The organism is Pantoea phytostimulans, assembly GCF_046118715.1.
Classification (GTDB): Bacteria; Pseudomonadota; Gammaproteobacteria; order Enterobacterales; family Enterobacteriaceae; genus Pantoea; species Pantoea phytostimulans.
Map to the genome: position 1 here is coordinate 3,138,105 of NZ_CP173698.1, position 12,076 is coordinate 3,150,180.

12 protein-coding genes are annotated in these 12,076 nt (G+C 52.1%); 3 read left to right on the forward strand and 9 right to left on the reverse strand.

What is annotated here, in order from left to right:
• Positions 1 to 4: 4 nt before the first annotated feature.
• The 9 genes from dgoD to dnaA form a co-directional block, all read right to left on the reverse strand.
• The gene (dgoD, locus tag ACF2G4_RS14700) at positions 5 to 1,153 is read right to left on the reverse strand and encodes a galactonate dehydratase (protein ID WP_215848071.1); all 1,149 of its coding nucleotides are present in this window, start codon (positions 1,151 to 1,153) and stop codon (positions 5 to 7) included.
• On the reverse strand, positions 1,150 to 1,767 hold the full coding sequence (locus ACF2G4_RS14705; protein ID WP_409075056.1) for a 2-dehydro-3-deoxy-6-phosphogalactonate aldolase: 618 nt from the start codon (positions 1,765 to 1,767) through the stop codon (positions 1,150 to 1,152). The genes dgoD and ACF2G4_RS14705 overlap by 4 nt, the downstream gene beginning before the upstream one ends.
• Positions 1,751 to 2,626, reverse strand: a complete 876-nt coding sequence (locus ACF2G4_RS14710) for a 2-dehydro-3-deoxygalactonokinase (protein WP_409075057.1) — start codon at positions 2,624 to 2,626, stop codon at positions 1,751 to 1,753. Before ACF2G4_RS14710 ends, ACF2G4_RS14705 begins: the two co-directional genes overlap by 17 nt.
• Positions 2,623 to 3,321, reverse strand: a complete 699-nt coding sequence (locus tag ACF2G4_RS14715) for a FadR/GntR family transcriptional regulator (protein WP_243079787.1) — start codon at positions 3,319 to 3,321, stop codon at positions 2,623 to 2,625. The genes ACF2G4_RS14710 and ACF2G4_RS14715 overlap by 4 nt, the downstream gene beginning before the upstream one ends.
• Before the next feature lie 152 nt (positions 3,322 to 3,473).
• Positions 3,474 to 4,280, reverse strand: coding sequence for a sugar-phosphatase (gene yidA, locus ACF2G4_RS14720; protein ID WP_215848067.1), 807 nt, complete (start codon positions 4,278 to 4,280; stop codon positions 3,474 to 3,476).
• A gap of 268 nt (positions 4,281 to 4,548) precedes the next feature.
• A complete protein-coding gene (gyrB, locus tag ACF2G4_RS14725; protein ID WP_215848066.1) occupies positions 4,549 to 6,957 on the reverse strand; it encodes a DNA topoisomerase (ATP-hydrolyzing) subunit B in 2,409 nt (802 codons plus the stop codon).
• Positions 6,958 to 6,974: 17 nt separating this feature from the next.
• Positions 6,975 to 8,060: a DNA replication/repair protein RecF gene (recF, locus tag ACF2G4_RS14730; RefSeq protein ID WP_409075058.1), complete on the reverse strand. Its 1,086-nt coding sequence runs from the start codon at positions 8,058 to 8,060 to the stop codon at positions 6,975 to 6,977.
• Between the two features lie 173 nt (positions 8,061 to 8,233).
• A complete protein-coding gene (gene dnaN, locus ACF2G4_RS14735; RefSeq protein WP_243079784.1) occupies positions 8,234 to 9,334 on the reverse strand; it encodes a DNA polymerase III subunit beta in 1,101 nt (366 codons plus the stop codon).
• Positions 9,335 to 9,338: 4 nt separating this feature from the next.
• Entirely contained in the window at positions 9,339 to 10,742 is a 1,404-nt protein-coding gene (gene dnaA / locus ACF2G4_RS14740; protein WP_215848064.1) for a chromosomal replication initiator protein DnaA, read from the reverse strand.
• Between the two features lie 598 nt (positions 10,743 to 11,340).
• Here dnaA and rpmH point away from each other — a divergent pair.
• Genes rpmH through yidD form a run of 3 tightly spaced genes read left to right on the forward strand, consistent with a single transcriptional unit; the run spans position 11,341 to position 12,076 of the window.
• Positions 11,341 to 11,481: a 50S ribosomal protein L34 gene (rpmH, locus tag ACF2G4_RS14745; protein ID WP_003023858.1), complete on the forward strand. Its 141-nt coding sequence runs from the start codon at positions 11,341 to 11,343 to the stop codon at positions 11,479 to 11,481.
• 14 nt (positions 11,482 to 11,495) lie between these two features.
• Complete coding sequence (rnpA, locus tag ACF2G4_RS14750; RefSeq protein WP_215848063.1) at positions 11,496 to 11,855, forward strand: ribonuclease P protein component; 360 nt, start codon at positions 11,496 to 11,498, stop codon at positions 11,853 to 11,855.
• Positions 11,819 to 12,076, forward strand: coding sequence for a membrane protein insertion efficiency factor YidD (gene yidD, locus ACF2G4_RS14755; RefSeq protein ID WP_215848062.1), 258 nt, complete (start codon positions 11,819 to 11,821; stop codon positions 12,074 to 12,076). The genes rnpA and yidD overlap by 37 nt, the downstream gene beginning before the upstream one ends.

Here is a 12,076-nt window from a genome sequence, read left to right on the forward strand (position 1 = left end):
CGCTTTACCATTCGGCGACAGAGCCGTCGACGTGGCGCCATAAAGGGTTGCGCCAGTCTGGCGCGTTGCGGCTGCGTTCGATCACCAAGGCTTCATCGATTTCGACGCCTAAGCCAGGTTTTAACAAGGGAGAAAACATGCCGTCATTCATGGCAAAATCCGCTTTGTTCACCACGTAATCCAGCAATTCTGCGCCCTGATTGTAGTGAATGCCCATGCTCTGTTCCTGGAAAACGGCGTTATGTGAAACGAAATCAACCTGCAAACAGGCGGCGAGCGCCAGCGGGCCCAGCGGACAATGCGGCGCGAGGCCAACATCGTAGGCTTCGGCCATGGCGGCAATTTTCACACATTCGGTGATGCCGCCCGCGTGCGACAGATCAGGTTGCAGGATCGCTAATCCACCCGCTTCAAGCACCCGTTTGAATTCGAAACGCGAATACATGCGTTCACCCGCCGCGATCGGGATATGGGTTTGCGCGGCCAGGCGAGGATAATATTCTGCTTGCTCTGCCAGTACCGGCTCTTCAATGAACAGCGGGCGATAAGGTTCCAGTTCGTGAATCAGCAACTTCGCCATGGGCGCACTTACGCGACCATGAAAATCCAGGCCGAATTCAATTTGATTGCCAAAGGCTTCACGGATCTGCGCGACGGTATTGACCGCAGCATCTACCTTGCGGCTGCTGTCGATCAGACTCATCTCTTCACAGCCGTTGAGCTTGAACGTATCAATACCGATAGTGCGCAATTTTTCGATACCGGCAATCACGTCAGCGGGGCGATCGCCGCCAACCCAGCTGTAGGCTTTGATTTTGTCGCGCACCAACCCGCCAAGCAGTTGCCAAACAGGCACACCCAGGGTTTTGCCTTTGATATCCCACAATGCTTGATCGATACCTGCTATGGCGCTCATCAAAATTGGCCCGCCGCGATAGAAACCGCTGCGATACATGACTTGCCACACGTCGTTGATACGCGCTGGGTCTTGACCGATTAACGCTTCACCCAGTTCATGGACTGCGGCCTCTACGCTGCGGGCTCGTCCTTCGATCACGGGTTCGCCCCAGCCCGATACGCCTTCATCCGTTTCAATTTTCAAAAACATCCAGCGCGGCGGTAAGCGGTAGGTCGTGAGCCTGGTAATTTTCATCGCGTTGCTTCCTTATAAGCCTGTACAAAGGCTTGCGCCTTCTCGATAGTCTGCGTCACCGATTGACCGGCACGATAGAGATCGCTGCCTAAACCGGCACCTATGCAGCCGACTGCCAAATATTCCGCCAGGTTCTGTGGCGTAACGCCGCCAACTGCAAATACCGGGATTTCAGGCGGCAGCACCGCTTTGATCGCTTTGATATAGGCCGCGCCAAAGGCTGAAGCGGGGAAAATTTTCAGCGCCTGCGCCCCTGCATTTACGGCGGTGAATGCTTCTGTCGCCGTGGCGCACCCGGCTGCAACCCACATGTTGTGTTTGACCGCCTGCTGAATGACTGCCGCATCGGTATTCGGCGTAACGATCAGGCGACAGCCGATTGATGCCAGCTCATCAACCTGTGTGGTTTTTAACACGGTTCCTGCCCCAATCACTGCACGATCGCCGAACTGATGCACCATTTGTGGAAGGGTTTGCTGCCAGTTTGGTGAGTTAAGTGGGACTTCTATCGCATCAAAACCCGCATCAATCAGTGCGCGAATGTGTGCTTCCGCTTCTTCCGGCTTAATGCCACGCAAAATGGCAATCAGCGGTAATTTAATCGGTAAGTTCATCAACAATTCTCCGTATTCCTTGCTGGAAGGCACGATCGCCTTCCAGCCATTGCGTCGGGATATCAATCAGGGTGAAAGCATGCTGATAACGCTGCGCCAGCTGCATATTAGTCACCAGCGTTACCGGCGCGGCTAGCGCGAGCTGGCGCTGCTGGCTGGCAACTTCATGACCAATCAGTAGACCAGAAAGGAAATCGCTGACCGATTCGCGTGGTAGCGTACCCAACAGATGTTGTGCCCGGACCTCGAACAATCGCGACAAAATTGAAGCATCGTTAACACCGATTTCCAGCCCACGGTGAAAAGCCTGCGTATCATCGCGCTGTTCGGGTAAACCGTTGCCGATAAGCGATTGTTTAAGCAGTAAATGATGCAGTTCACCGGTCATGACGGTGCGGAAATCAACGATGCAGTCGCCTTCGGCAATCACCCATTTACTGTGTGTTCCTGGCATGACCGTAACGGCGGCAGGTGCTAATGCCTGGGCACCCAGCAGCTGCGTCTCTTCACCGCGCATCACGTTATGGTTATCGGCGTGGTTAATGCTCAATCCCGGCACAATCCAGCGGTTTTCGCCGACGTGAGTTAATTGTGCGGCAATGGATTCGAGTGGTAGCGGACAAGGAAGATAAGGCGCAGGTAGCCAGCCAACATTGCTGCCGACCATGCCTGCCATCACCACGGGTAATTCACTGACTGGCCAGCCGTGCACGATTTCGTCAAATACCTGTTGGTGGCTGCGACCATTTAATCGCGTTACGCCTGCTTCTGAGCGTCGCGTCTCTTGGCATTCGCCATCCAGGTAAAACCAGGCGCGTAAATTGGTTGAACCCCAATCGATAGCGATATAGCGGCTCATGAGATTGCCTTTAAGCGCTGGGTTGAGCTGGCAATCATGGTGCGAGCCGCCGCTTCTGCTGCATCGGCATCCTGATGACGAATGGCCTCAAACAGCATCTGATGCTCACGCAATGTTTGCGGCATATTGTCGCGATCGGGTTGGTAAGTGCGTTCAAATACCGCTTTTTGTAGCTGAACAATCGCGATGCTGAGTTGCTGCAAAATAGGGTTGTGGACGGAGGTTAACAGCGCTTCGTGATAACGCATGTCAGCATCATTAAATGCCTGGCGATCGTGATGATGCGCAATCATGTCATTAAGCGCGTGCTCGATCTGGGCTAAATCCTGTGATGTGGCGCGTTCCGCTGACCAACGCGCCAGCTGCGGCTCCACTAATACACGCACGTCATTCATCGCTGCAATCAACTGCGGATCGTGGTTGTGCTTCAGCGACCATTGCAGCACGTCGCTGTCGAGGAAATTCCACTGCTGATGGGTTGTGACAAAGGCGCCGCGATAACGCTTAATTTCGATAAGCCGTTTTGCTGTTAGCGAGCGATAAACTTCACGGATTATGTTGCGCGACGTGGTAAAGCGTTCACACAGCTCCGCTTCTGCAGGCAGCGCCTGTCCGGGGGCGAACTGTCCAGAGACAATTTCTTCACCTAGCGTGAGAAGAATACGATCGGTTTTACTGACGTCCTGCTGATCCACGATTTATCTGCCTTTTCCTGAATGATGCGCAGGAAAGATTGTAGTACCACCTTGTTGGGTTGTACTACAATGTTGATCACAAAACAGACATATCGTCGGGTGGTGAGGAGTGTAGAATGAAGGGAAGTGGGCGGCGCCTGGCCGCCGAGAAATTAAAGGACTAACTCTTCAATCGCGTAAGCAACGCCATCTTCCATATTAGTTTTCGTGACAAACTGCGCAATTTTCTTAACAGATTCAATGGCATTACCCATTGCAACGCCGGTGCCTGCATATTCGATCATCGCTAAATCGTTTTCCTGATCGCCAATCGCCATCACTTCTTCCTGCTTCAGGCCGAGTTTTTCTGCCAGCATTTTCACGCCCTGACCTTTATTGACGCGGCGGTCAAGAATTTCGAGATAGTAAGGCGCGCTTTTCAGCAGGGTGTAAGTCTCTTTCGCGTGGGCAGGCAAACGCTCAATAGCGGAATCCAGCAGCCCCGGTTTATCGATCATCATCAGCTTAGGAAAACGCATGTTGCGATCCATCTCTTCTACGGCGCGATAACGCACCGGAATGCCGGTCAGGCTAGCTTCATGAATGGTATATTCGCTGATATCTTTGTTTGGGGTGTAAAGATGAGATTTATCAAACGCCTGAAAATGTACGCCCAGTTCACGTGCCAGCTGCTCAACGTAAAGATAATCGTCGAACGTTAGCGTGACTTCTGCGACGCATTCGCCATCTTCCGCACGATGTACCAGCGCACCGTTATTGCTGATGCAATACTGGCCAGCCTGAAGATCCAGCTCCATCAAATAACGTTGCACGCCAACAAACGGGCGGCCGGTTGCCAGCACAATGGACACACCTTTTTGGCGTGCGTGATCAAGTGCTGCTTTTACTCCCGGCGTGATCAGATGTTGTGGGTTGAGCAGCGTGCCATCCATATCAATCGCAATCAGTTTAATTGCCATAACGTCCTCGTTGAGTCAGGGTTTTATTCAATGCTAGCGCGATTCAGCTCACATTGACCAGTTTATCGGCACGTTTGGCAACAGCTTCGGAATGGGGCGTAAAGCAAAAAAAAAGCCATCACAGATGTGATGGCGCATTAACCAGAGAGAATGTTGCGAGGAATCAACGGCTCATTGCGCCTGTTTTCGCTTTTCAAGTGCGCGACAGGCATAAAAAAACCCTTCCGAATAAGGAAGGGTTTTTCGTCGCGTCAGTGAATATCAACGATTAGATATCAATGTTTGCTGCTCTCAGCGCATTCTCTTCGATGAAGGCGCGGCGCGGTTCAACCGCATCACCCATCAACGTAGTAAACAGCTGGTCGGCAGCAATCGCGTCTTTAATAGTGACGCGCAGCATGCGGCGACTGCCTGGATCCATGGTAGTTTCCCACAGCTGCTCTGGGTTCATTTCGCCCAGACCTTTGTATCGCTGCACCGACAAACCACGACGTGACTCTTTTACCAGCCACTCAATTGCTTGTTCAAAGCTGGCAACAGGCTGTCGACGCTCACCACGTTCGATGAAAGCATCTTCCTCCAGCAAGCCGCGCAGTTTGCTGCCCAGAGCACAGATCTTGCGGTATTCTGGCCCCTGAATGAACTCCGCATCCAGCACATAATCGGTGTCAACACCGTGAGTACGCACACGTAAAACCGGTTCGAACAGATGCTCTTCACGGTTTTCACGGATCTGCGCAAAATAGGTGCTGCCGTGCGCTTCACGTTCAGTCAGATAGGAAACCAGGCCGTTTAACCAGTCTGTTACTTCTGCTTCATTACCCAACTCGCTGAGCGTTGCATGGTAAATCAGCGCACGTAACAGCGCGACCGGATAGCGGCGCTCCATACGTTTGATCATCTTCTGCGTGCTGTTGAAATCAGCCACTAAGGTTTCTAGCTGCTCGCCGCCGAGTGCCGGTGCGCTGGCGTTGGTGTGCAGCGTAGCGCCATCAAGCGCGATGGCGATTTGATACTGATCCATCGCTTCATCATCTTTGATGTACTGCTCTTGCTTGCCTTTCTTCACTTTGTAAAGAGGTGGCTGAGCAATGTAGACATGACCGCGTTCTACAATTTCTGGCATCTGGCGATAGAAGAAGGTCAACAGCAGCGTACGGATGTGCGAGCCATCGACATCAGCATCGGTCATGATAATGATGCTGTGATAACGCAATTTATCCGGGTTATATTCGTCGCGGCCAATGCCGCAACCCAGCGCAGTGATCAGCGTTGCCACTTCTTGTGAAGCGAGCATTTTATCGAAACGCGCTTTCTCAACGTTGAGGATTTTACCCTTGAGCGGCAGAATCGCCTGGTTTTTACGGTTACGGCCCTGTTTCGCCGAGCCGCCTGCGGAGTCACCCTCCACCAGGTAGATTTCTGACAGCGCCGGATCGCGTTCCTGACAATCCGCCAGTTTGCCTGGCAAGCCCGCCAGATCCAACGCGCCTTTACGACGCGTCATTTCACGTGCACGACGCGCCGCTTCACGGGCGCGTGCAGCATCAATAATTTTACCCACCACGATTTTTGCATCGCCTGGGTTTTCCAGCAGATATTCTGCCAGCAGTTCGTTCATCTGCTGCTCGACCGCAGATTTCACCTCAGAAGAGACCAGTTTATCTTTGGTCTGCGAGGAGAATTTTGGATCCGGCACTTTTACCGACACCACTGCAATCAATCCTTCACGCGCATCATCGCCGGTCGCGCTGACTTTGGCTTTTTTGCTGTAACCCTCTTTGTCCATATAGGCATTCAGGGTACGCGTCATTGCCGCGCGGAAGCCCGCAAGGTGTGTGCCACCATCGCGTTGTGGAATGTTGTTGGTGAAGCAGTAGATGTTTTCCTGGAAACCATCGTTCCACTGCAGCGCCACTTCCACACCGATCCCATCTTTTTCAGTTGAAAAATAGAACACTGTTGGGTGGATTGGGGTTTTGTTTTTATTCAGGTATTCAACAAACGCCTTGATGCCGCCTTCGTAATGAAAGTGATCGCTTTTGTCATCGCGTTTGTCTTCCAGACGAATAGAGACACCTGAGTTCAGGAACGAGAGTTCACGCAGGCGTTTTGCCAGGATGTCGTACTCGAACGTAGTGACATTGGTAAAGGTTTGGTGGCTCGGCCAGAAGCGCACGCGCGTACCGGTCGCTTCAGTTTCACCAGTCACAGCCAGCGGTGACTGCGGCACGCCATGCTGATAGATCTGATGATGTACTTTGCCTTCGCGGCGAATAACCAACTCGAGTTTTTCTGACAAGGCGTTAACCACAGAAACGCCTACGCCATGCAGGCCACCAGAAACTTTATAGGAGTTGTCGTCGAACTTACCGCCGGCGTGCAGCACGGTCATGATCACTTCAGCGGCAGAGACGCCTTCTTCTTCGTGAATGCCGGTTGGGATACCGCGCCCATCATCTTGAACGGAAACTGAATTATCCGCATGAATGGTGACCATAATGTCACTACAGTGACCGGCGAGCGCTTCGTCGATTGCGTTATCCACGACCTCGAATACCATGTGATGCAGACCGGTGCCGTCATCCGTATCGCCGATATACATACCCGGGCGTTTGCGTACCGCATCAAGTCCTTTCAGGACTTTGATACTTGAGGAGTCATAAGAATTCGACATCAACGTTTCTCGCTCATTTAATCTTCAGGTTGAACCGCTATTTTACCCTGTTCCACGCGGAACATCTTGCCCTTTTCGTCGCTCATGTCGATTACATGATCGGCAGAAATGGCGCTGACAAAGACTTGTGCTTGCGTGGCTTTTAACCGCTCCGCTAACAGACGGCGGCGGCTGTCATCCAGCTCAGAAGCAAAGTCGTCAATCAGGTAAAGACAGCGGCGTCCGCTCTGGCGCGTCAGGAACTCGCCCTGCGCCAAACGTAATGCACACATCAGCAGTTTTAACTGACCGCGTGAGAGTAAATCTTCCACCGGCGTCCCTTCAGCACGAATACGGAAATCCGCTTTGTGCGGGCCGCTGGCGGTGTAAGTTAAGGCACGATCGCGCTCGAAATTGCGTTCCAGCAATTCGCCGTAATCGCTTTCTTTATCCCAGCCGCGCTGGAATGAGAAGGCTAATTCAAACTCCGGCAAAAACTGGCCGCAAGTTGCAATGATTTCAGCAGATATAGCCGCGCTGTATTCAGCACGCCACTGGCTGATTTGTTCGGCCAGCGGCACCAATTCTTGATCCCACGGCCGAATTTGGCTGTAACGCGAAACCTGACGCAGCGCAGCGTTGCGCTGTTTCAGCAGGCGGCGCATATTGCTCCAGGCATTAAAGAAGCCGGGCGTATTATGAAAACAGCCCCAGTCAACATAGGCTCTACGGTATTTGGGGCCGCCATTAAGCAGCGTAAAGCCCTCAGGCGTGATCAGCTGCATCGGCAGCATTTGCGCCAGCTCCGCGACTTTATGACCATCGCTGCCGTCAATGCGAACCTTGCTTTCTCCGGCGCGATTCTTGGTCAATCCCACCGAAATTTCACGCTCTTTGCCTTCCAGGCGACCGTGCAGCACAAACGCGGCCTGGTCATGACGAATAATCCGTCCTGCCTGCAAACTGCGAAAGGCGCGTCCATGTCCCAGCGTATAAATGGCTTCTAACACGCTGGTCTTACCGCTGCCGTTTGCGCCGACGAGGAAGTTAAACCCCGGCGCTAGCGCTAAGTCGGCCTGTTCGATATTACGAAAATCTTTGATAAGTAGGCGGGTTAAAGCCATGAATCAATCCAGCAGAGAAGGGCAAGAAGAGGCTAAATCATCATTCCAGGCCGACGGCAGCGCAATAAGTCTGATTACGGCCAGCACGCAGACCCTGGGAGCATACTGAAGTAGGCTTCCAGGGATAGGCACTCTCCGCAACCAGAATGACAAGTAAACCAGGCCGATAAGAATCAAAGACGCATTGGCATGACAACGTAGGCGGCGGCCGGACTGGCGACATCTTCAATTTGCACGCTGGAAATGGAGTCAGTCAGCAGTAAACGGACGTTCTCGCACTTCAGCGCATTGAGTACATCCAACACGTAACTGACGTTAAAGCCAATTTCCAATTCGCTGCCGTTGTATGAGACATCCAACATCTCTTCCGCTTCTTCCTGCTCAGGGTTGTTCGCCGTAATTTTCAGCTGATTTTCAGTGATATAGAGGCGAACACCGCGGAATTTCTCGTTAGAGAGAATCGCGGCACGGGCGAAAGCTTGTTTCAGCACGTCACAACCGGCTTCCAGTGCTTTGTCGGGGTTCTTCGGCAATACGCGACGATAGTCGGGGAAACGACCATCAACCAGCTTCGACGTAAAGATAAACTCTCCGACATAGGCGCGAATATTGCTGCTGCCAATTTTTACCTGCAGCGGCGTTTCGCCGCCATCCAGCAAGCGCAGCAGCTCAATGACACCTTTACGCGGCACAATCACGGAATGGCTCGGTAAGGTCTGGCCAATCGGCATTGAACAAACCGCTAAACGGTGACCATCGGTAGCGACAGTGCGCAGCTCTTCACCTTCGGTTTCAAACATCATACCGTTCAGGTAATAACGCACATCCTGATGCGCCATTGAGAACTGCGTTGCTTCGATCAGGCGTTTCAGCGTGGCTTGCGGCAGCGTAAATTCGACTTCGCTTTGCCAGTCATCCAGATTAGGGAAATCGCTCGCGGGCAAGGTCGACAGCGAAAAACGGCTGCGTCCCGAACGAACCAGCATGCGATCGCCTTCCAGCGTGACGGTAATTTCTGCACCTTCCGGCAATCCACGACAGATATCGAGGAATTTACGCGCCGGGACGGTGGTGGCACCGGGTTCATGCGCTTGCGTTAAAGCCACACGCGCCACCATCTCCATTTCTAAATCGGTACCGGTCAGCAACAACGATCCTTCATTAACCTGCATCAGCAGATTACCAAGAATCGGTAGCGTCGGGCGCCCACCTAGCGGACCGCTGACTTGTTGCAGCGGCTTCAGCAAATGCTCACGTTCAACAATAAATTTCATAGCGTCAGGAAGATAATGTTCTGATGAGATTAGAGAAATCTTCTTTAATATCGTGGCTCTCTTCGCGCAGCTGCTCAATTTTGCGGCAGGCGTGAAGCACCGTGGTATGGTCGCGGCCACCAAAAGCATCGCCAATTTCTGGCAAGCTGTGGTTTGTCAGCTCTTTCGCCATCGCCATCGCCATCTGGCGCGGACGTGCGACTGAACGTGAACGGCGCTTAGACAGCAAATCCGCGACCTTAATTTTATAGTACTCAGCGACCGTCTTTTGAATATTGTCGATGGTGACTAATTTTTCCTGCAATGCCAGCAAATCGCGTAACGCTTCGCGCACGAAGTCGATCGTTATGGCGCGACCGGTAAAGTTAGCATTGGCAATCACACGGTTCAGTGCGCCTTCCAGCTCACGTACGTTGGAGCGCAATCGTTTAGCAATAAAGAAAGCGACTTCACCGGGCAGGCGAATGTCATTTTCATCCGCTTTCTTCATCAGGATCGCAACGCGTGTTTCCAGCTCTGGCGGCTCGATCGCCACCGTTAAACCCCAGCCAAAGCGCGATTTAAGACGATCTTCGACACCGTTGATCTCTTTAGGATAACGATCCGATGTCAGGATGATCTGCTGATTGCCTTCTAACAAGGCATTAAAGGTATGGAAAAACTCTTCCTGAGAACGTTCTTTATTGGCAAAAAATTGGATGTCATCGATAAGCAATGCGTCAACCGAGCGGTAGTAGCGCTTAAACTCTTCAATGGCGTTGTTTTGCAACGCTTTTACCATGTCCTGCACAAAACGTTCAGAATGCATATAAACCACTTTAGCATTCGGTTTGCGCGCAATGATGCCATTGCCGACCGCGTGTAACAGGTGGGTTTTACCTAAACCGGTTCCACCATAAAGGAAGAGCGGGTTATAGGCGCCGCCGGGATTATCTGCCACCTGACGTGCCGCCGCGCGCGCCAGTTGGTTAGATTTACCCTCGACAAAGTTGTCGAAGTTATGGCGGTTATTCACATTTGAGCGATAAGTCACGTCAGCAGGCGCGGGAACGTTGTCCCAGCTTGGACGCAGAATTTGTGTGGGTGCTGGACGCGTATAAACGGGCGTTGGCGTGCTTACGCTAGCCATAACGGGCTGGCTGACGGCTGCCGTCTGCTGTACCGGACGCGTGCCGACTTCAAAACGCAGCAAGGGCACATGTGGTCCACAAAATTCATTCAATAGTGCATTAATACTGTTGAGGTATTTATCTCGAACCCAGTCGAGTACGAAGCGATTTGGAGCATACAAGGCAAGCGTATTGTCGTTTAACTCAGCCTGTAGCGGACGAATCCACATGCTGAATTCGGTGGCAGGAAGCTCATCCTGCAAACGGGCAAGACACTGTTGCCAAAGCGTAAGTGACACGGCGGACTCCACTCGTACAAATTCGAATAAGAATAGTAGGTGCTAAACTCAGAAACGTTCATTTTTGACACAGACGAAAGAAAGCGCCTGCGACCGCTATCAGCGGTTTTCCATCCTGCAATCACTGGAGGATCGTCAGCGGAAGGGCGGATCATAGCGCAAAGCGCGTCAGAGATCTTCCCTTTCTACACAGTTTTGATCCTTTTTATCCACAGGTTCAAGGCGCGGAGTGAAGTTTACGCTAGCTGGGGGAAAAACCAGCAGGGTTCAGTATAAATGATGTGATTTTTCTAGCAGCTTCTCGTTTTGCTCGCAAGATCCTGCAATCTGATCACAATAAGATCCTGTGCGATCCTTGCGCTTTGGTACGGAGCCCGTATAATTCTCCCCCCGGCGTTGTTGTGCTATGCCCAATGCCCGGACTCAGCGGGCTGTATCCGGGTTTCCAGGTACCGCGAATAGCGAAGTAAATTGACTCTGGACTGTACAATTATTACAATCCCGCCTCTTTATTAAAGACACATTGAGGCGTAGGTCGAATTACTGGCCCAAAAACGCGTCATCCAGTGAAAATTTTCAAGTTTAGGTAGAAATCGCCATGAAACGCACTTTTCAACCGTCCGTACTGAAGCGCAACCGTTCACACGGCTTCCGTGCTCGTATGGCAAATAAAAATGGTCGTCAGGTTCTGGCACGTCGTCGTGCTAAAGGCCGTTCTCGTCTGACCGTTTCTAAGTAATAAAGCTAACCCTGATGGGTAAGCTCGCATTTCCCAGGGAGTTACGCTTGTTAACTCCCACTCATTTCACTTTCGTCTTCCAGCAGCCACAACGGGCTGGCACGCCGCAAATTACTATTCTCGGCCGCCTTAACGCGCTGGGGCATCCCCGCATCGGTCTTACCGTCGCTAAAAAACATGTGAAACGCGCTCACGAACGCAACCGGATCAAGCGATTGACCCGCGAAAGCTTTCGCCTGCGTCAGCATGAATTACCCTCGATGGACTTTGTCGTGGTAGCGAAAAAAGGGGTTGCCGATCTCGACAACCGTACGTTGGTGGAAGCGTTGGAGAAATTATGGCGTCGTCACTGTCGCCTGGCGCGCGGCTCCTGATCGTCCTGATACGCGTCTACCAACGCGTTATCAGCCCATTACTGGGACCACACTGTCGGTTTCATCCGACCTGCTCTCAATACGGAATTGAGGCATTACGCAGGTTTGGCGTGTTAAAAGGCAGTTGGTTGACATTAAAACGCGTATTAAAATGCCACCCTTTGAACCCGGGTGGTGACGATCCTGTGCCGCCAAAAACCTTAGATACCAGAGAACATTAA